Annotated in this window: 14 protein-coding genes; 8 read left to right on the forward strand and 6 right to left on the reverse strand. The window is 41.1% G+C overall.

Annotated elements, in window-relative coordinates:
* Positions 1-21 precede the first annotated feature (21 nt).
* On the forward strand, positions 22-630 hold the full coding sequence (locus ACIQYG_RS04590) for a LysE/ArgO family amino acid transporter (protein ID WP_402835776.1): 609 nt from the start codon (positions 22-24) through the stop codon (positions 628-630).
* Between the two features lie 160 nt (positions 631-790).
* Here the strand turns inward: ACIQYG_RS04590 and ACIQYG_RS04595 are convergent, their stop codons facing one another.
* From ACIQYG_RS04595 to ACIQYG_RS04605, 3 genes are all read right to left on the reverse strand, one after another.
* Positions 791-3,763, reverse strand: coding sequence for a DEAD/DEAH box helicase (locus ACIQYG_RS04595; RefSeq protein ID WP_402835778.1), 2,973 nt, complete (start codon positions 3,761-3,763; stop codon positions 791-793).
* On the reverse strand, positions 3,756-5,381 hold the full coding sequence (locus tag ACIQYG_RS04600; RefSeq protein ID WP_402835780.1) for a hypothetical protein: 1,626 nt from the start codon (positions 5,379-5,381) through the stop codon (positions 3,756-3,758). Before ACIQYG_RS04600 ends, ACIQYG_RS04595 begins: the two co-directional genes overlap by 8 nt.
* A gap of 512 nt (positions 5,382-5,893) precedes the next feature.
* Positions 5,894-6,787: a tetratricopeptide repeat protein gene (locus ACIQYG_RS04605; RefSeq protein ID WP_402835782.1), complete on the reverse strand. Its 894-nt coding sequence runs from the start codon at positions 6,785-6,787 to the stop codon at positions 5,894-5,896.
* A 548-nt stretch (positions 6,788-7,335) separates the two neighbouring features.
* On the opposite strand from ACIQYG_RS04605, the gene ACIQYG_RS04610 reads away from it, so the two are divergent.
* The gene (locus ACIQYG_RS04610; protein WP_402835784.1) at positions 7,336-7,653 is read left to right on the forward strand and encodes a hypothetical protein; all 318 of its coding nucleotides are present in this window, start codon (positions 7,336-7,338) and stop codon (positions 7,651-7,653) included.
* A gap of 28 nt (positions 7,654-7,681) precedes the next feature.
* Here the strand turns inward: ACIQYG_RS04610 and ACIQYG_RS04615 are convergent, their stop codons facing one another.
* Entirely contained in the window at positions 7,682-7,825 is a 144-nt protein-coding gene (locus ACIQYG_RS04615) for a hypothetical protein (protein WP_402835785.1), read from the reverse strand.
* Positions 7,826-8,296: 471 nt separating this feature from the next.
* Between ACIQYG_RS04615 and ACIQYG_RS04620 the strand changes: the two genes are divergently transcribed.
* The 3 genes from ACIQYG_RS04620 (at position 8,297) to ACIQYG_RS04630 (ending at position 14,283) form a co-directional block, all read left to right on the forward strand.
* Positions 8,297-9,733, forward strand: coding sequence for a hypothetical protein (locus tag ACIQYG_RS04620; protein WP_402835787.1), 1,437 nt, complete (start codon positions 8,297-8,299; stop codon positions 9,731-9,733).
* Positions 9,734-9,882: 149 nt separating this feature from the next.
* Positions 9,883-11,889, forward strand: a complete 2,007-nt coding sequence (locus ACIQYG_RS04625) for a penicillin-binding transpeptidase domain-containing protein (protein WP_402835789.1) — start codon at positions 9,883-9,885, stop codon at positions 11,887-11,889.
* 324 nt (positions 11,890-12,213) lie between these two features.
* A complete protein-coding gene (locus tag ACIQYG_RS04630) occupies positions 12,214-14,283 on the forward strand; it encodes a SpoIID/LytB domain-containing protein (RefSeq protein WP_402835790.1) in 2,070 nt (689 codons plus the stop codon).
* Between the two features lie 275 nt (positions 14,284-14,558).
* Here the strand turns inward: ACIQYG_RS04630 and ACIQYG_RS04635 are convergent, their stop codons facing one another.
* Positions 14,559-15,983, reverse strand: coding sequence for an alkaline phosphatase (locus ACIQYG_RS04635; protein ID WP_402835791.1), 1,425 nt, complete (start codon positions 15,981-15,983; stop codon positions 14,559-14,561).
* A gap of 253 nt (positions 15,984-16,236) precedes the next feature.
* Between ACIQYG_RS04635 and secA the strand changes: the two genes are divergently transcribed.
* The 3 genes from secA (at position 16,237) to ACIQYG_RS04650 (ending at position 21,094) form a co-directional block, all read left to right on the forward strand.
* Entirely contained in the window at positions 16,237-18,606 is a 2,370-nt protein-coding gene (secA, locus tag ACIQYG_RS04640) for a preprotein translocase subunit SecA (RefSeq protein ID WP_402835793.1), read from the forward strand.
* Positions 18,603-19,064, forward strand: a complete 462-nt coding sequence (locus ACIQYG_RS04645; protein WP_402835795.1) for an SLAP domain-containing protein — start codon at positions 18,603-18,605, stop codon at positions 19,062-19,064. The genes secA and ACIQYG_RS04645 overlap by 4 nt, the downstream gene beginning before the upstream one ends.
* A 242-nt stretch (positions 19,065-19,306) precedes the next feature.
* Complete coding sequence (locus ACIQYG_RS04650) at positions 19,307-21,094, forward strand: LTA synthase family protein (protein ID WP_402835796.1); 1,788 nt, start codon at positions 19,307-19,309, stop codon at positions 21,092-21,094.
* Positions 21,095-21,114: 20 nt separating this feature from the next.
* Here ACIQYG_RS04650 and ACIQYG_RS04655 read toward each other — a convergent pair whose 3' ends face one another.
* A complete protein-coding gene (locus ACIQYG_RS04655; protein ID WP_402835798.1) occupies positions 21,115-22,041 on the reverse strand; it encodes an LCP family glycopolymer transferase in 927 nt (308 codons plus the stop codon).
* Positions 22,042-22,098 lie beyond the last annotated feature (57 nt).

The following is a 22,098-nucleotide window of genomic DNA, read 5'->3' on the forward strand; positions in this document are numbered from 1 at the left end:
ATGAAGGAAGGGGGTATTCGTATGGGGCCATTTTTTCATGGATTATTATTGGCATTAGGGCTGATACTTCCATTGGGAGTGCAAAATGTATTCATTTTTAATCAAGGAGCAATCCAACCTACAATAAAAAAAGCATTGCCAGCAACGATCACGGCTGCAATTTGTGATACAGTGCTCATTTTGTTAGCTATTTTAGGTGTTTCGTTGATTGTCATGCAATATGACTGGTTGCGCCTTACATTAATCATAATTGGAGTTATATTTTTATTGTATATGGGCTTTCAGATTTGGTTTGCCAAATCAAACTCACAGTCAGGTGCCCAATCCATGCAGATGTCGACCAAAAAGCAAATTGTATTTGCTCTATCCGTATCATTACTGAATCCGCATGCGATCTTGGATACGATAGGTGTAATCGGTTCGAGCTCACTTGTTTATTCAGGAAAAGATAAAATGATTTTCACCATGACGTGCATCATTGTGTCATGGTGCTGGTTCCACGGATTATGTCTTGCGGGACGATTGCTGAAAAAGGTTGATACATCTGGAAAATTCCTTGTCATATTAAATAAAATTTCTGCAATCATCATTTGGATCACAGCTCTCTATATGGTGAAATCGCTTTTTTGAATAAGATAAACGTATTCGAGCCAGACCATGCCAGGTATTCAAGAGTTTAAAAGTTACAGGACGCTTATGTGTAAAAAAAAGGAATGCATATCATATATGCATTCCCCCTTTTTTTCGTTATAAGTTAACAACCTGCCCTCAATCATATCGTGAAATCGGGTTATTGAAGAGCGACCAGGTCCTTGATTTCCTCTGTGGAAAGTTCGGTGATCCAGTTGTCACTGCTGATGATCTCGTCGTTCAGGGCTTGCTTTTTATCAAGCATCTGGTCGATCTTTTCTTCCAGGGTCCCTGTGCAGATTAGCTTATGGACGTGAACGAAACGTTGTTGGCCAATTCGGTAAGCACGGTCGGTGGCTTGATTCTCAACGGCTGGATTCCACCAGCGATCATAGTGAATCACGTGGTTTGCTTCCGTAAGATTAAGACCCGTTCCGCCTGCTTTCAACGAGAGTATGAATATAGGGAAATCCCCATCTTGGAATCGGGTGATCATTTCATCACGCTGCTTCTTGTTCGCACTCCCGTTCAGGAATGGCACTTCAAAGCCATATCGTTTTTCCAGCAATTCCTTAATCATATTGCCCATCCCGATATATTGTGTGAAAATGAGACAGCTTTCATCCTGTTCGCGGACCGCATCGATAAGCTCGGTCAGCTTCTCGAGTTTGCCTGATCGGTTAGGTGCCTTCATGATATTTTCCTTTTCCGTCTCTTTTAAGTAAAGAGCGGGATGATTGCAAAGTTGCTTTAGCTTATTCAGCATCTGAAGGATGATGCCTTTTCTTTCGAAGGCAGACAGTTGTTCGATATCAGTGAATGTATCTTTAATCAGTTGTTCATACAGCGATGCTTGCTCGGTGGTAAGCGGTACGAATTCCTTTTGTTCTTGCTTATCCGGAAGATTAAGGGCGACTTCTTTATCGCGCTTTGTACGGCGAAGCAAAAATGGCTGTATCAAACGCTGCAATTCCTTGATTTTATCCTTCTGTTCATCACGCTCAATGGTCGCCACATATTTTTCCTGAAACTGACCTAGCGTTCCGAGATAACCCTTGTTGATGAAGTCGAAAATCGCCCATAGCTCACTTAAACGGTTTTCCATCGGCGTACCCGATAAGGCGATATGATGTCTGCCATTTAGCTTTCGGACAGCTTTGGATTGCTTCGTTTGGGCATTCTTGATGTTTTGTGCTTCATCAAGAATAACGCTGCTCCAATGGATGGAGGTCAGTTCAGCCACATCTTGGTGGGTCAGTCCATATGATGTTAAAACAATATCATGATCGGCTGCCAGTTTAGTGAATGCTTCACCTTTAGCACGATTCGATCCGTAGTGAAGGTGAACTTTAAGTGAAGGTGCGAATTTTTCCAATTCCTTTTGCCAGTTGCCAAGGACCGATGTCGGGCAGACGATGAGCGCCGATTGTACAGAGACGGATTCGGGGGAAGTGGCAATGACCTCAGCCTCATCACTGCTCTCAACACCGCTATCCTCTTCGACGATGATCGGTTCACTCTTTTGTTCGTCCCTGAGAGCAGCGGGCAGCTCTTTACCGGCTCCTTCTTTGCCTTTCACATGAAGTAGGTAGGCAATCATCTGGACTGTTTTTCCAAGTCCCATATCGTCGGCTAGACAAGCACCAAAACCATGCTCCCTTAAAAAAAGGAGCCAGCTCATGCCCAGTTTTTGATAGGGGCGTAAATCTCCTTGAAGTGCATTAGGGACGGGCAGGATGGATATGTTTTTGGTTTCCCGGAGCCTTCCCACCATTTTACGGAGCTCCTGGTTCAATTCAAATTGAATCCGGAGCATTTCATCGTTTTCAGAATCGTCATCGCCATCTTCATTTACGCCATTCAACAGTTCCTGCTGCAGCAAGTCAGTCAGTTGGATGCCTTTTTCATTGGCTGTTTCCATCAGCTCCTGAATTTGTTTAATGAAAGCTGGGTCAAGCTTGACCCATTGGCCGCGGATGAAGACAAGCCGCCTTTTTTCATTGACGAGCTCCTCGAACTCCGCCTCAGTGAGCTCTTTGCCATTCAATGAGAACCGCCAATCAAAGTCCATTAAAGCTTTTAACCCCACATAAGACGGGCCGCGGTTCGATTGGCTCTTCACTTTCGCCTTGACCTTCAATGAGGATTCCTTCAAGGCAAGCCACCACGATGGAAGGAGAATTTCGACGCCAAGAAACAGGAGCTTTTCGCTTGCATCGGTCAAGAACTCCCATGCATCCGTTTCCGAAATCTCCCTTTTCAGACGGCCATTCTCCCCAAGCCATGGCACGACGAGTTGCCAGCGTTTCGTAGCACGCACCACATCACTTGCATACTTGTTCCAGCCGCGCGGCAGTTTTTTTCCTGTATATGTTTCAATGATATTTTCATCCCTTTTGGAACGAAGGGTAACATCGAGTATCCAAGGCCCATTGCCCTCAGGAGGCTCAGTTAAACGGAGACCTATAGTGAATGGTTTGGGATCGGGCAGGGTACCGAGCCATTCCTGCCAGCTGTCTTTGTCAAAAAAGGCCTGTAATTCTTCGGGAGAAAGTCGTGTATCCTTTAATGCCCCGACGGCTTCACTCCATTTATGCTGCATGGGTGAATAGTTTTTTAAATACATGTTAGCGGCACCGTTATACCACTTTTCGATAAAAGTACGGTTGGTTTCCAGTTCAGGTTGAGGAAGATCCAAAGATATTTCTTCTTCCCAAAAGGAAGGAACGAATTCCTCTTCCACTTCTTCCGGCAGTTTCCAGCCGATGGAATCCAATTGAAGATTAGTGAAATCCGGTACGGGGATTCCAGCTTCAATGGATTCATGAAGAACGGGCGCTGCTGACAGGCAGAGGGAGGATATCTCGGACCATTCCCATTCTATGAAGGAGTTAAAGCTTTCCCTCGCAAAAAAGTTGAGAAGTCCCCAAGCGTCAAGAATGAATACTTGATTTCCATCCACTATATCCGTAGTCATTTTTGTACCATAAAAGCTTGCGTCATCCCAGTTGAATAACAGCCTCCGTATATAATTCGTGGTTAGGAAGGTATTCTCTTCATTGACGACACCAAGGGCGTAAGTTCCGTTTTCGAGAGCGGCTATTTTGATTTTTAATTTCCCTGGATTAAACATCGATAAGCTTACCCCTTTTTAGTTCTTCTTGGAAAGCGCGAAGCCGTTTGGTCGAATCCGCTACATAAAGTATATAACGTTCGAATACGTCTTCCTTTTTGCTCTTTTTATAGATGGTGCGCATCCTTTTCAAATAACGGACAGCTTGCTTATAAGCAGGCCGGTTTTTCAAAGAAACTTTTTCCTGGACCGCATGATAATAAAGGGGCAGGATTAGTTCCGGTTCTTTTGAGACCACTTCTTTGATGGATTCACTGCTGATTAAGTCAATGCTGATTTCTGAGTAAATATGCATCTCCACCCATTTTTTATATTGTCCTTGTTCAAAAAGGAAATTTGCATAGTTCCAATAGCTGTGCGGTAGGGTGGCCCTGTAAAATTTCTCAAGCAAATCGGTCCGTTTTAATTTATAACAGCAACTGTTAATTAAAGTCGTAAAGGTCCGGACGAAATCTACCCGTTTATAATAATCGGATAAACCGGCAAGGAACTCCTGGACATTATTATTGATGAATTCAATGAAAGGGATGGTCCGTGCCCGGTTGTCAGATTCAGCAAGGAGATTCAGCCAATAAAAAATGTATGGACAGGCATCTTTCTTCAATTCATGAAGAAGCTCAATCGCTTGTTTATCATGGTTCTCCAAAAGGGATAGGTGAATGGCTGCCAGGGTATAGGACGTCCTCTCAGTCGTGCCCATATACTTCTCGGGAAGTTCTTTATTGATTCGTTCCAGTTCCTCTTTACGCCATGAGGAGTTAGAGAATAAGTAACTCCATATCTCCCGGTAGAGGTCGATCTTTTCGTATTCGAGGCCTTCTCCTCCATCCAGTAGTTTAGCTACATCTTCCTTGATGCTGAAAACGAAGGGATCAAAAGCGAAGGGCCGCGCTTGCCTGCTGAGCGGCTGTACCGTTTCATGCAGCTCTTCTGCCAGGTCGACGGCAAGTGCATAAAAGACCCTGATCGTTTGCGTCTCACTTTTATGCAACTGAATCATTCTCAGTGTTTGCTGCATCGTGCAAAATTGCGTAACGAAATGATAAAGTAATTTCCATTCCCTTTCCATTGGAGCTTTTGAGCTAAGGCGTTTAAAGTAAGTTTGAATATGATTTTCAATCATATAAGTAGCCTCGCCTATATGGGGCTCGACTTGTTCCGCAAAGGCCTCATTCACGAATTGCTTCCATGATGGATAGCTTTTATCTAAGATGATGGATTTCCCCGCCGACTGTTTAAGTAATTCACTTGCCGGTTTCACTTGCTGCAGTGCTTGGGTAGTTGAGATGTTTTTTGGTGCTTTCCAATCGCCCAGCCATTCGGAAACGCTAGCGTGTTCAGAATATGCAGAAAAGAAAACGGCCATTTGATGCCGGCAAATGAACCTTGAATCACATGTACAGCTTCCATCCTGTGGGGAGAGCAGATTCAGCCTGGCCTTATATCGTGTCTCTTCCTGTACCTCAGCCGCAATCGTATCCACCGCTTCTTCTTTAATATCAACGAGCCCCTGACGGTATAACTGGAGCCCTTGATTCACTACATCCGAATCTTCCGGATCCCCGGCCTCCAAAAATTCCGCCAGCCGCTCCCCAACTAACAACAACTCCCGCTCCATACTCTCCTCCTTCAGGGACTAGCCCTATTTACCAAATTTATATTTTTGTATGATCATGAACCATCGTTCTTTAACTTATCGAAATCCCGACTCGGCTTATTCTTGGGCCGTTTATCGAATGCCGGACTATGGCCGTTCTCTTTACGTTCAAATCCATTTAATCGAACAAACGATCACTGCTTCTTGCCGTACATTCATAGAAACCCTGTAAAAGTCAATATCGTCAAAAATCCGCTTGAATATAAGCGGTTCGGATATAAACAGGAATAACGGGCATTCACGTTAACCATGCCTGGAATCCTTCATCCTCATTCCTCTTTACAAAGCTAAGTGATGAGGGGCCGGAACCCTTTTTAAAAGTGCGTTTTTTGAAGCATCTCTTTATTATACTTCATTTTGGCTTGGAATTTAAAATGTAGAATAGAGGTTTTGAAAATGATGAGTGTGGGATTATACATATTCTTGGGTAATGGGAAGAGCCATTCCCGTGGGAATGGCTTTAAAATATAGAATTAGTTTATTTTCATTTCATTCTTCCAACTGTCCAACTTTTTGTTGATGAATGTAACAAAGGCATGATTTTTTTGTAAATTGAATAGAAACGCTGACTTTTCCAAGTACTCTTTTGCCTCTTCAAAGTTACCTACGAGTTCCAAATTATACCCTAAATGGTAATGTAAATCCGCTAAAGCATATAATTGATCATGTTCGAGGCACCACTTTATGGCATCTTGGCAGCAGGCAATGGACTCTTCGTATCGACCCAGGCGTGTTAACACTCTGCCGAAATTATAGGATAGGCGTGTCTTAAGCGTTTTATCCGTCAAAAAGGGCAGGGCTTTCAAGTGATCTAAAGCTTTCCGTAACAAGGCGAATGCATTTTCGTACTGTTCTTCGGCTACATACATTACACCAAGGCTGCTTAAGATTTCAAGCTCCCGTTCCGAATAAATTTTGTCTGTCGTATGGGTAATGGCTATGGCCTGATTAATGAATTCGATGGCTGTATCTAAATCTTTATTTTTTTCATATTCGTATATTCCCTTGTGCCAAAGAATCAATTGATGATTCTTTTTATTCTGAAGAAAGAGGGGACTGTTTTCCTCAGCCTTTACAATTTGCTGCATCTCCTCATAATTTCGGGTTCTTCTGGCTATTTTTAATTGATAAATCACTTCTTCCACGTAATCCAGCCTAGGGGTCATTCCAATATCGAAAAAATAGTTTACATCAACGCCTAACCGTTGGGAAATTAAATAGAGAGTGGATGCATATGGATAGACATCGCCCTTTTCAATCTTACTGATCTGTGCTTGTGTACAAATACCGGTTGCCAACTCTTCCTGGGAAAGCCCGATTTGTTTACGTAGCTCTTTGATCTTTTGTCCAACTGCAAAAAAATCCATTTTGATTCTCCTTAAAATATGCCTAGAGTTATATTTTGTTATGAAAAATCGGTGTAAGCGGTATGTACAGGTCCTGAACGGTTTAAATAGATTCTTTAGTCGAAATATATGGTTTTAAGAAGTGTGGTTAAATATAACTATAGAATTAATTTCTATTTTAACCAATATTTTTTTAAAAGAAAAGGAGGAATGACCTATGAAAAAAAGTACTAAAGCATTAGTCGTATCTTTTCTTATCATCGCTGCTTTCGTTATTGTCCCAAGCGAATTACCAGGCCTTTACGCAGAACTTCCAGGTTTATATAAATAAGTAAATGAAGCTTCTTATTACTGATTCAAGCATCTTCAATTGAAGATGTTTTTTTTATTATTATTTTCAAATGATTATTCTTTTACGCATATTCCTATAGTTATAATTATCTATGAATGGGGAGTGTAAGGTCCATTTGGTAGGTGTGGAAGAAACGCGAGGGTAGTTTGGAACGCCTATTTCCGTTTAATGACTTTGTTATAGTGTAAATAACAAAACGGAGAGAGGTGTAAGGTTAATGATTGATATTAATATGAAAGTTCAACCCTCTTTTTACGATGATGAATGTGCCATTGTGTTTTCTTTTTATTTTGATAAGGCAACAAGGAATATTGGTGAAGCTGTGGTGTACACATGCCAAAAATCAGATGAAAAAGAATACAGCCAAGATCATATAGATACAGATGTACAAGAAAAAATCGCTTATATTAAAGAGTTTTCCATTGTAGATGAGTATCAGGCTACCTCAATGAAGAAAATTCAACATTTTTTGAATGTAATCGGTATCAAAAAATGTGTGAAGCACAACCTTCAGGGAAATGAAATCGCATTTTAAACGATAAAAACTCATGACATCCCACATGTCATGAGTTTTTATCGTTTAAATGAGAGTTTTGAGCATTCATTTTCTTTTTGATGAAATCGCTCATTTGTTTCCTTTCACTTGGTTTAGCGTTATTTGTTCTTTCAAAAAATTTAAAGTGTTGTTTATTTCTATCGGATTTCATGATGTCTCTCCTTTGCATTTTTTTATTTACCCATTTTTTTTAAATTAAAACGTGATTTCCTCATAAAGGGATAAAAATATTTAAAAAAAAGATCAAGTAATATTCCTAGAGTTATATTTTCATCTGTCAATCCCTGCAAATAAGGATTAAATGGATAATAATAAGTGGTAAAGACTGAATATGGAGAAATTTCGTGTTTTATCATACTTGAAAAAAATGCTAAAATGGTTCGAATATCGGATTTTTCATTAGAAACATCAGTTTCTAGTACCCTAAAGTGAAGAGGGTTGAAGAACTCTTTTCGATGGCCCCCGAGCACTTGCTTGGGGGATCTTTTTGTATTTGGATAATTTGCCCACTTTATTTCTATATTATGTTTCGTTTTGTTTGTATATACATGGGTAAATATAAGAAAGAAGATGAATTAAACCTGTGTGTGTTTATCGCAGTTTAATCGGAGGAATATATTTTATGGATGTGAAAGTGAAGAATGATCCCACGAAGCGAACTTTCCAGCAGTTCATTTTTCCATTTACGCTTGAAGGAAAAATGATTGAAAAGTTTGTGGAAAGATTGCTTAAGGACAATTTCGTTTTTTTGAACTTGAAAGATATGGAACAACAAAATCAATTTTACGGTGGACATAAAGTTTCACACCGTAAATTGGAAAAGTATTTCATGCCATACATCGAACCGATTTTATTTCCGGGTAATGCAAAACAGAAGGAAGGCTTACGGCGTTTCACGAAAAAACTGGATATTGATTGTACCTTCGAATCACCCTATCTAAATACCCCATTTATTATTAACTCTATAGATATCTTCATATGTCCATTTCATATTGGCATGATGAATCTTCGTGTTACTTTACCTGAAGGGCTTTCACATAATGATGTGCTCTATTTTGGCGATACATTCCGAATCCTCGAACCGATTGCTGATGATGAAGAAAAAACGAAAGTTGGCTGCCGGGAAAATCAGTATGAACATGTGAAGGATTTCATCTTCAATGAACTGTTGCCGCCAATTGAGGAATATATGGATGAAGAACAAGCGGATCCGACCTATTTTGGCAGTTTGCCCTTTTTCATCGATGAAAGAATGTATGTGATCAGTTATACGGCATTCCCTGAGAATCGTGATATTTCTAAAAATGATTTATTCCGGATCAGTGAGCTGAACGGGTATGACAATGATGGTGAGCCGTATATAGGCGCATTAAACCCTGATTATATAGAAAAGTATTATCAAGAAAGGGTTTATGACAGGTGGGGCAAGGAGACTTATTATGTAACTAGCATGTATCATTTCGCGTGTGTAACGAAAGCGACAGGTAAACTGGAACAGGAACTGGCAAGTGAAATGTACGGCCAGCATTTTTATACATTGTTGCTTTTCTTCTATTATAAGATCGTACTGCTTAAATTGGCTCATGAACATTCCCAGATAGATGTGGAAAAAGATCAATCGGATACAGAACAGCTGATTTTCATGATCACTGAGTTTTCTGCAAAGTACTTATTCACTGAAGTGAATAGTATGGCAATCGGTAAAGAGCTTTTCAAAAAAACGGATGAAGCCTTCAGGATTGCCCCTCTCTACAGAGAAGTGAAGGAAACACTTTCCTACCTTTATCAAAATCAGGATAAATTGGCTGGGAAAAGAAGTAATTATCTTTTACAAATACTAACGATTTATACGGTGGTTTCCGGGATATTCGGAATGAATCTATATATTGAAGATTGGAAAGGGAAATTACCATGGAAAGCGTATATGGATTACTCCTTATACGAATGGGTAGCTGTCATTGTAACGACAAGCGGTCTCATCATTTCGGGCATCCTGGGCTTTATCTTCCTGAAAAAATGGCTGCAAGAGAAAAAAAGCCGAAAAAAAAGAATGCTTTAAAGTCCTGTACACGATGTACGGGACTTTTGTTTTAGAAAAAACATGGTTAATTAGAAAAATAAAGAAATTCGGTATGCGAAATCCCCCATTCCCCTAATATTTTGCTAAACTATAGGTATATCATTCTAACTATTCATTAGGAGGAAATCATGAAGAAACTAGCTTTAGTTTCCAGCTTATTGTTGATGAGCGTATTGTTCCTGGCCGGATGCTCGGATGAGCCAAGTCCGGAAGATCGCTTTGCGGCATACACGAAGCTTTGGAATAAACAAGATTTTGCGAAAATGTACGATTATCTGTCACCTGAGACAAAGAAAGAAATCAGTGCGGATGAATTTGAGAAGCGTTATGAAAAAATCTATACGGGCATTGAAGCCGACCAATTAAAGGTGGACTATAAACAGCCAAAAGAAGAAAAAGACCATAAAGATGGAGAAAAGGTAAGCCTTTCATATACCGTTGATATGTCCACTATGGCGGGTGCTGTCAGCTCTGACCATAAAGCGACACTTGTCAAGGAAGGGGAAGGCGAGAAAGAAAATTGGTACATCAAGTGGGATGAAAGCTACATATTCCCTCAATTGGAAGCCGGTGAGAAGGTATCGGTTGAATCGTATCCAGCCATTCGGGGGGAAATTGTCGATCGAAATGAACGCGGCCTTGCCATGAATGGAACGGTAGCGGAAGTGGGAATCGTGCCGGAGAAAATGGCCAACGAATCCGAAACGGTTAAAAAGGTCGCTGGAATCCTCAATATGTCCACCGACGAAGTGAATCAGAAATTAAAACAAACATGGGTAAAGCCAAGCTATTTCGTGCCCATCAAGAAAATGTCAAATGATAATACCGCAACTTTGGAAAAGCTATTGAGCATTGCAGGGGTATCTGTCAATAATACGGAAGAGCGTATATATCCGTATAAAGAGGCTACTGCCCATCTAATCGGATATGTCGGTGAGGCATCAGCCGAGGATCTGGAGAAATTAAAAGGAAAAGGATATACCGCAAGTGATGTTATTGGCAAGCGAGGTCTTGAGGAAGTGTTGGAAGCGCGGCTTAAAGGCAAGCCTGGCGGTAAAATCTTCATTAAAACCGAAGATGGCGAAGAAAAAGTGATTGCTGAAAAGCCTGCTGAAGAGGGAGAAACAATTACATTGACCATCGACGCCGAGCTTCAAAAGGATATCTTCAAGCAATATAAAAACGAAGCCGGATCGGCATCGGCAATTGACCCGAAGACAGGCGAAACGCTTGCACTTGTTTCAAGTCCGTCATTCGATCCTAATAAATATATTTTCGGAATAACGAAAGCGGAACAAAAAGCGCTTGAAGAAGACCCGAAAAAGCCACTTCTGAACCGCTTCAGTTCGACGTTTGCACCTGGTTCAACCATAAAGGCCATCACTGCGGCGATCGCTTTGAAAAATGGTGTGGATCCGAAAGAGTCGATCAATATCCAAGGGAAAACGTGGGCCAAATCGACATGGAAAGATCATTCCATTACAAGGGTTTCAGACCCTGGTGTTCCAATCGATATGGATAAGGCATTAATTTATTCAGACAATATTTACTTTGCCCAAAAAGCTCTCGGGCTTGGAAAGGAAAAATTCACAAATGGACTCAAGGCTTTCGGATTTGATGAGTCTTTGAATTATGATTATCCGATCAAAGCATCGAGCATCGGCAAGATCGACAGTGAGGGACGATTGGCAGATGCAGGTTATGGTCAAGCGCAAGTTCAAATGAGCACGCTCCATCTCGCCATGACCTATTCAGCCTTCTTGAATGAAGGAAACATCCCGGCACCTTTCTTAATAACAGGAGATAAAATGGAAAAGAAAATATGGAAAGAAAATGCGATATCGGCAGACCAGGCAAATCAGGTCACCAAGATGCTGACACAAGTAGTGGAGCATCCTAAGGGAAGCGGACATGGAATAGCTGATCTTGGCATCAAAATCGCTGCCAAAACGGGAACTGCTGAAATCAAGGCATCCAAAAATGCTGACGGAACAGAAAATGGCTGGTTTGTTGCCATGGACACAGAAGACCCGGAACTTCTCATGGCATGGATGATGGAAGATGTAAAAGGACGAGGCGGCAGCCATGTCGTTGTCGATCATATGAAACCGGTGTTGAAGAAGTATTTGAAGTAAGAAAAAAGTCACCCAACAGGACTGGGCAAGTATTTAACATTAAAAAGCAGGACATTGGTTTCTTCCATGTCCTGCTTTTATTTTGGTTGAGGATTCCAATTTGTTACGACAATGAAGCTGGATTTGAAGGATAATGGGGCGTACATACAGAATGTAAAAAGGGAGTTCAGAAACTTGCAAGTATACCCGGCACCCTAATGTAGTCCTGAAATCATGGTTTCTGCAGCAGTGACATCATCCAGGCCGTTATGTTACCAGATGCCGATGGATTGAACAGGATAAAGACTTGAAGGATAAATAGACTAGGAGTGAGGATGAAAAGGAATGAGAAGTTTAAAGTATTTGTTTATTTCTTTCTTTATCATTTTTCTTGCATTTCCTTCTCATGAAGCAACGGCAGCAGAAGAGAATATAACGATGGAAGTGAAACTGAAGAATTATTTGGGGAATAGAACCAGCGTCAAAATAACGGCAACCGGTGACTACCGTAAATCAGGGGGAGAGTTATTCATTAAGGCGGGGGAAAATCTGACTTTGAAAGTGGAGTCGGATAAACTTGCCGTATACAAAGGTTTTAAGAAAACGGGATCTTATGGTTCCTTTAAGATAATACCAGTTAAACGTGATGCATCATTGTCCATTAATGGCCGTCCGTATCAGGGCTCATTTTCATTTACAGTGGAGGACGGTTACATCCGGCCAATCAATACTGTTTACATGGAAGATTATCTAAAGGGCGTCGTCCCTCTGGAGATGCCTGCACTATGGCATGCCGAGGCCTTAAAAGCACAGGCGGTTGCCGCCCGGACTTATGCACTTCGCCATCAATCCACAATAATTGATGATACGGTTTCTTACCAAGTATATGGCGGGGCTGCCGGTCACTATCGAACTAATTCAGCCATTGAACAGACAAAGGGCATGGTAATCAAGCATGATGGCGAAATAATCGAAGCATTCTTTTCCTCAAGCAATGGAGGAATGACCGAATCGAATTCAAATGTTTGGTCAAGTGGCAACCCCCTTGCATATTTATCTATAAAAGAAGATTTCTTTGATCCGAAAACCAGTTGGGAGATAACGCTGGACAAGCAGCAAATCGACCTTTCAAAAATGGATTTATCTAAACCGGAAGAATGGTGGACAAGTGTAGAGGAAAAAGATAAAACGGTTGTGCCGAAGCTTAAGGTTTGGCTGAAGAATAATGGATATGCGCAGAAAGATATTAAAATAACGGAGATTCCCTTGTTAACATTTTCAGATGAAAAAACGGGAGGCCGTGTAACGAAAGGTTCCATCCAATTGAATTTCTATGTAAGGGGTCTCGTTGATGACAGGGGGAAGCTTTTGCAGCAAACGGTTAAGCTTACTAATGTAGCGGCTTCCAAAATCAGGGGCATGGTTGGGCAAGAGGTGATGAAAAGCTATCTGGTTGACCATTCATCCTCCGGTGACTCCAAAATTTCTATTAAAGGGTCAGGATATGGGCATGGTGTCGGGCTAAGTCAGTTTGGGGCGAAAAACAGAGCGGAAGCAGGGCAATCCTATCAAGATATTTTGGGGTTTTATTATCCTGATACAACTATAGAAAAGGAATATGGACCAGGTGCTGGATCTAAAACGGATCTTGTCGTAAAGGCGGAACCGAATACAGTAAGCATGAAAGGGAAAACGGATTATTTAAGTGATGAGGTTGGAATCACATACTCCCTAAAAGAAGATGCTGTGGTAACACTCACGATTAAAGATAATAAAGGTAAATCCTTAGCTACCCCAGTCCATGACCAACCAATGAAAAAGGGTACCCATTCAGCAACCTGGAACACAAAAGCGGTAAGTAACGGTACATATGAAGCAGAAATATCAGCAATGGACCGAAGCGGGAATGAAAGTATGGAAACAATGCCGATTAAGATCAGTAAAGATACGTCGGCACCGAAAATCACCGATATCAATACAGCGGGCGACTATAGTACCGAGAAAGCGAACATAACGTATACAATTAATGAAAACACTAATGTAACAGTGAAAATTAAGAACAGTAAAGGTAAGGTTGTTGGCATCCTTTCTGAAAGCCAGTTCAATAAAGGCAGGCAATCCGCAACATGGGATTTCAAAAATATGTCCAACGGGATATATACGGTGACAATCTCAGCTAAGGATAAGAGTGACAATCAGAAAACCATTTCAACGAAAATCTCGATTAGGAAGACGACGGGAATAGTGACAGCAAGCGAATTATATATTAAAGAAAACAGAAATGCATCTTCTGAAACGGTTGGGAATCTATACAGGGATCAATCCATAACGATCTTGGCCCAACAAGATGAGTGGTACAAAGTGAAAAAGGGAAGCCAAATTGGGTATGTATTAAAAAAACATGTAAAAAAATGAATGAGCAGGACGTCAATCATGGCGTCTTTTTTTGCTCTTTTTTATTATGGTATTCATCAAACTCACTAGTGAAAAGTGCGAATTCAGAGTGAAATTCGGAACTCACGAGTAAATGCCCCAAATTCACGAGTAAAAGGCGGAAACTCACGAGTAAATGCCCCAAACTCACGAGTAAAGCCCCCAAACCTCGCCATAACTTGAGTTAACGGACCTCAATAAAAATGAAAACCGAAAAAAATCCAGTTAATGAGAATCTTAAAAGAGGAATGATGTATTCATTCCTCTTTTGTTTTATGCTGACCGGGTGTGAACGGAACACCGGCGGCCTTTGTAATGATTTTTGAGATATCGGTATTTTCAATGACTCCATCAAAGGCTTCACTGCCTGGACCCGAGGCGAAAACGGGGATCATATTGGCTGTGTGCCCTCCTGTGGAACTGGCCGCCCGTGTGCTTCGATCAGCTACGCCCGCCTTATGGTGCCTGGCGATGGTGCTTCCGATTTCCCAATCTATTTGATGCTGCGGATAAACTAGCGTTTTATTCTTTCTTACGTTATCGATGAATTGATCGACTTCCTGATCCGTAAGGGATATATGTGCATACTTTTTGAATGTGGAAACGACACTTTCTGGATTGATTTCATTATTTTTATCGAATGTTAGCTGTTTCGACATATATTCAGATGAAACCCTGATTTTTTTCAATGCAGTGATATCCATTGTTTCAGAAGCGGAGGTCCCCATTGTTTCGTGGTCTGCAAGAACCACGATCAACGTATCATTTCGATTTTTTGCCCAATTTACAACCTCTTTCACGGTTTGGTCAAATTCGATCGTTTCTTTCCATATTCCAGTGATGTCGGCTGCATGCTCCATATGGTCAATACGCGCACCTTCTGCCATCAAGAAAAATCCCTTATCACCCCGGGATAAAATATCCAAAGCTTTGGATGTCATTTCGGGCAAGGATGGCTCTTGAGAATGTAATACTTCTTTATCCAGTTTAAAATTCATATAGGTAGGGTGAAATAATCCTAAAAGTTTTTCCGGTTCATTAATGGAACTAAGTTCTTCTTTAGTCGTCGTAATCCCATAGCCAGCTTGTTTAAATTTAGCGATTAAATCCTCGCCATTCTGCTTCTCCGCCTCGAAATAACTGGCACCTCCGCCGAGAATGACGTCGATTCGTTTATCAAAGAGCTGCCTTGCGATATTTGCGCCACCTGTCCAGCGGTTAGGCACACTTGCACCAAAGGCAGCGGGTGTGGCATCGACTACCGTATTGGTTGAGATGATCCCGACTTTTTTTCCTTCGTTCTGAAAAGCGTCCAATACACTATCCACCTCGGAACCATTGGCATCGACACCGATTGATTCATTGTTGGTTTTTATACCAGTGGCAATCGCTGACCCTCCTGCTGCCGAGTCAGTGACGTAATTATTGGCGGAATACGTGCGCATCAGGGCAACATGCTCCAGTTTTTCCAAATGCAGTACACCTGTCTTTCCATATTCCAATTGCCGGGCAATTTCTATTGCCCCTAACCCCATGCCGTCGCCAATCAGCAATATGACATTCTTGGGGGTGTTTTGTGTTTCTGCTTGAATAGGGGAACTCATGCAAATAAAGCAAATTATAAGAACCAATAATCCAAAACGATGCGGCTGTGCAAGTTTATGTCTGGATGTCTTATTCATCTGTAATCCTCCATTGGGTGAAAGTCTTTCTATTATTTGTTTAAATGGATAAAAAAACCCCTCCCTTATATTCAGGATGGAGCTAATCTTTTTAGCGCTGTTAGCGGCATCCAGTCGGTTTTTGCGTAATTTATCTTTCAAAAAAAGAAAGAATTTCTATATAATTACAATGTGAGTGATAATTTAAACAGTAAATACTTAACTGATATAATTTCACTAAAGTTCAATTGAGATAATAGGAGAGAAAACCCTTATGCTATCCAGTATGAAAAAGTTCTTCAAAGAAGGTTCTAAAGACTTGAAGAGAATTTATAAGTTGGTAGAAGAAGTGAATAGGCTAGAGGGTAAATATGAAAGATATTCTGATCTGGAATTAAGCGGAATGAAGGATAGGTTTAAAAGCATATTGGATGCTGGTGATAATATATTGGATATACAAGCCGAAGCTTTTGCGGTCGTGAGGGAGGCTTCCAAGCGAGTATTGAATCTTAGGCACCATGATGTTCAGCTTGCAGGCGGTTTTGTCTTGATTGAAGGGGGCATTGCACAAATGAATACGGGCGAGGGGAAGACACTTGTCTCTACTTTGCCTAGCTATTTACATGCACTGTACGGAAATGGTGTGCATATTATAACGGCCAATGAATATTTGGCCAAACGTGATAAAGAGTTAATGGGACAGATTCATGAATTTCTAGGATTGTCGGTTGGTTTGAACATTTCCCAAATGGGACCTTCCGAGAAACGTGAAGCGTATGCGGCAGATATCACGTATGGGACGGCAACAGAGTTCGGTTTTGATTATTTGCGGGATAATCTGGTTTATCGAAGGGAAGACAAGGTTCAAAGAGGACACCGATTTGCCATTATCGATGAGATTGACAGCATCTTGATTGATGAAGCAAGGACACCATTAATCATTGCGGGCAGGGCAAGCGACGGAACCGAGCTTCACCGGATCACGGCGCAAATGATGAAGACATTTATAGAAAAGGATGATTACGGGATTTTCATCGAGTCAAGGTCCGCCTTTTTCACGGATCAAGGTGCTTCCAAGATTGAAGAGGCCTTTGGTATCGACAATCTGTATGGAATGGAACATCAAGAGTTATTACATAATGTTACACAGGCGCTAAAAGCCCATGCAATCATGAAAATGGATGTGGACTACATTGTCATCGATGGAAAGATTGCAATCATCGATAAATTCACAGGCAGGGTGATGGAAGGGCGAAGCTTCAGTGATGGGCTTCATCAAGCAATTGAGGCAAAAGAGGGATTGGAGATTTCCGAAGAGAATGAAACACAGGCTATGATTTCCGTCCAAAATTATTTTCGATTATATCATTCAATGTCTGGGATGACAGGGAGTGCCATACCATCAAAGTCTGAGTTCCAGGAAATATATCAGCTCCCCGTCATTGAAATCCCAACTAATGTGCCTATTATTCGAGTTGATGAGGTTGATTTGATTTATAAAGATGAAACCAGCAAAATCAACAAAATCGTCACGGAAGTAAAACGGATTCATGAAGGAGGCAGACCTATCCTGATCGGGACGATCTCCATTGAGCAATCTGAAAAAATTTCGGTTCATCTGGACAATCGGAAAATTAAACATCAAATCCTTAATGCAAAGACTGAAGAGGATGAAGCGGAAATCATTGCGAATGCTGGGCAAAAAAATCAAGTGATGCTGGCTACGAACATGGCTGGGAGAGGAACGGATATATTACTTGGGAATGGTGTCAAGGAATTGGGCGGCCTTCATATTATCGGTACGGAGCGACACGAAAGCCGTCGGATCGATATGCAGCTAAGAGGACGTTCCGGCCGGCAGGGTGATCCTGGTTCAACACAATTCATCATTTCTTTGGAAGATGATTTGTTTGATTTTTATGATGAAGAAGAAATCGGACGTTATATCAAGAAAATCAAAACGGATGAAAATGGGTTGGTGCTGAGCCCTGCACCCGATAAATTCGTTAAAATGGTTCAGGAAACGGTAGAGCAGATGCATCAATCAAGCCGATACCATTTATTGAAGTTAGAGCATGCATTAAATGAGCAGAGTAAAATCATCTATGCCATGAGGGATCGGATTCTGGATGTGGAGCCTGTTCGGATGTCGGACATTTTACTTGAATACATAGAAAAGTACATTACTCGGCTCACTTACCGTGAACATTTAGCGGAGCCTGATTCCTCTGCCTTTATGGAAGAGCTATCCCTTGTTTTCCTGTCATTAGGTTGGCAGGCAAGTGATTTGCAGGATATAGAAGGTCAAATTCAAGGAAAGGCGTTGGAGGCTTTAGGTGAATTGGAATCGAGACTGGTGATCTTTCAAGACGATGCAGAATGGGGAAATCAGTTGCGCGCATTCATGCTGCAGCACATCGATACAAATTGGATGAACCATTTAGATGAAATGAACAGTATGAAGGAAGGCATTGGTTTAAGCGGATATGGTCAGCAGGACCCATATACGTTGTTTGAAAAAGCAGCTCTCAGTCAATTCAACCTTCTATTAAGTAAAATTGAGGCGGAGATAAGCATCCGTTTTATGGACTATATTAAAAGCAATCAGGAAGATGCAGCTTCTTTGGAGGGTGAGGAACGATGAGTTTATGGGGAAAAAGGGATAATGCAGCTTCAGATGTATATAAGTTAACAGATCAGGATGACACCGTTCATACTGTGCTGATGTTTCATAAGGGGTGGGATATTTCCAAGCAAGAGGAATATGTATATAAATTCCACCATCAAAGGCTGCCTGCATTAAAACCGAACCAAATTTCTATATCCGGCATGAAGCTGACTAGGGTGGAAGATGATGTAATCATAGAGGCTTTTCTACGAAATTCAATAGAGAAAGCTGTCAGGTTTGATATCGTGGATTTACTTTTAGTTGATGGTGATGGAAAAATACTGGCAAAAAAGACATTCGATTTCACAGAGCTTGGTGAGATACCAGCACTTTCAAGCATGCCATGGCGTTTCTTATTCGAGGAAGGAGATATTTTGGCCGAATCAATCCCTGATGAAGGTTGGAAGATTGCTTTTGAATGGAAGAGAAAGTAGGAAAACAACCGCATGATCTTGCGGCAATCTGCAGCTTTTTGCCGGAGTGCCAAAGCAAAGCCGTCATCCTTTTAGTGATGAAGGCTTTTTGTTTATAAGGGAAGTCATTAGTGCTAAATATTTATGCCGTTTTCTGTGTGCAATTTCTCATAAATGGCAACGCTAAGTAATATTTATAAGTAATCTTCCGCAATCAGGCTTAACGAAGGCTTGGTAATAATGAAGAGGAAAGTGGCAGGAGCATGAAGAATAACCTGAATCAACGATTGAAGGAGAGGCTATTTGAATTATTGTCATTCTCAATCGTGGCCATACTTTTCATTTATACGAATGATAGGATGGGTAACGATCTTTCTATTGGAATAATTACGATAATCATCGGTGTTGCCGGTTTTATTGTTTATCTGAAGGAATGGATTTCGAATGGAATCGTAAAGGGCACCATTTTTTCAGTTTTCCTTCTTTCGATCATGGCCTTTTTCCTTGGGGACATCTGGTTTTATCGTTATTATTCGACACCTATAACATCCTATATGTGGATGCAAAAAAGCAACCTGAATGGGCTTGGTGAAAGTATATTCAGTATGATGGAAATGAAGGATGCGATCTTTCTTCTGACAGGCATTCCAATTGCTGAGTCATTTGTGAAGAAAAAATACCCCCTCAAGCATATGGCACTTGTGCCGGCCGTAATATTCCTGATGATAGCAGGATTAAAACCGATCAAGAATATCTTTATCGACAAAGTGGATATAACCATGCGTTATGAGGCGAATACCTTCTTGCGAAACTGGGGTCCCATCGGTCATCATGCATTGGATACGTATGCCTATTTTACCGACTTGGGAAGGCATGGAATGTCTTCGGAAGAAACGAAGGCAGTTTCTGAACACTTCAATAGAAAGAAAAGAAAGGAAAATGCCCATTCTGGATCCTTGGAGGGGAAGAATCTCATTATCATCCAGGTGGAATCTTTACAGGCGTTTCCGCTCTTTCAAACCAGTGCCGGGCAGGAGGTCACGCCATTCATGAATGAACTGGCGAAAGGGGGATTGTATTTCCCGCGTGTATACCCGCAGACGGTATTTGGAAATTCATCTGATGGTGAGCTTATCGTGAATACCGGACTATTTCCTTTAAAGCAAGGTGCGACCTTTTTTCGGTTCCCTTATAATGATTTTCCTGGTCTTGCCACGGAATTAAAGAAGTCGGATTATCAAAGTTTTGCTTTCCACGGAGATGAAGAAGACTTTTGGAATAGGCAGCATGCATATCCCTCGCTAGGTTTTGATGACTATCTTTCCATAGAGGATATGCAGCAGGATGAGATGATTTCGATGGGCTTGGGAGACCGCAGTTTTTTCAACCAAAGCTATGATTTCTTAAAAGATAAACAAAACCCCTATTACGCTTTTTTCGTTACTTTGACCAGCCATGTACCTTTTTCACTGCCGAAGGAACAGATAACATTGAAGTCTGAAGTTGGAAAAGAGAATAGTTACCTGACTAAATATTTTGAAGCGATTCATTATACAGATTCAGCAATCGGGGATTTCGTGAAGAAGTTGAAGGACGGCGGGAAGTTGAAAGACAGCGTGATTGTCATTTACGGAGATCATGATGGGCTATTTTTAAAAGATAAACACGAGGTTGAAGCGTATTACGGTAGTAGAATTAGCGATGAAGAGTGGATTGAAAAATATATGCCCATTCCCGTGATCATTTATCAGGAGGGTATGAAAGGGAGAACGATTGATAAGGTAGCGGGCCAAATCGATATTCTGCCCACTCTATATGATCTGTTCAATATAAAGAGTACTTCATACTTTGGAGAGAGCATGCTGGATGGCGAAGAGGGTGATGCCTTGATATTAAAAGGGGATTATGGTTCTCAAATGAAAATAAATGGGGAAGGGAAGGTCGAAGGATTTTCACCAGAAGACCAAAAGGAGATTGATCTGAGTGATCAAGTGATACGTTCCGATTACTTTAAACAAAGTGAGAAAAAGGTAAATAAGGAGGATGACTGATAAAAGCCATCCTCCTTCCATTATAATCCCAAATGTGTTTTAACACGATTTTGGGCTTCAAGCTTCGTATCTTCTGGAACGATGTTATACCAAACGCCATCTACCCGATGATTGTCACCTTCAAGTGTATATTGTTCAATATTTTTGAGGGATGATTTGTAGTTATTTTGAATGCTCAACATTTCATTGAAACTTAAATTGGTTTCCACGTTTTTACCTAAAGCTTCGAATATATCGTCATAATTGGTAAGTGTTGATAGGCTTGCCCCTTTTTTCATGACAGCTTGGATAACTTGGCGTTGCCGCATTTGCCGTCCATAATCCCCGCGGGGATCTTCTTTACGGATTCGGGAATAAATCAAGGCCTCTTTACCATTTAAGTCGATTGTGCCTTTGTCGAAGGTATATCCTTTATAGGCAAGGTCCATATCATTATCGACCGTGACACCACCAACGGCATTCACAATATCCTGAAAACCTTCCATATTCATTTTGACGTAATAGTCAATCGGAATATCCAAATAGGACTCCACTGTATTTATCGACATGGCGACACCGCCATATGCATAGGCATGGTTCATTTTATCATTTATACCTTTACCAACGATCTCTGTACGCGTATCTCTCGGTAAACTCAATAACTCAATCGATTCTTTTTTAGGATTAACGGTCATGACAATCATCGTATCTGATCGACCTGAGTCATTTTTTCTTTCATCCACACCAAGAATCAGTAATGAAAATGGATCTTGGCTTTTGAACTTGATGTCCTCTACACGCTTATCCGTTTTATGGGCTGTACCCTGCATAGTGCTAATCGCACCGGCTAATGATTGATAAACTGAAGCGCCATAAACACCTGCGCCAATGAAAAGGATAAGAAGGGTGAAGCCGATTATTTTAAACGTTTTGCGTTTCTTTTTCTTCTTTTTATGTTCGGATCTCATTTAATATTCCTCCCTTAACCATCCCACAAAATGGAAGGTGTGAAAAAGTACCTAGTC

Source organism: Peribacillus sp. NPDC096622, from assembly GCF_044762665.1.
Taxonomy (GTDB): domain Bacteria; phylum Bacillota; class Bacilli; order Bacillales; family DSM-1321; genus Peribacillus; species Peribacillus frigoritolerans_B.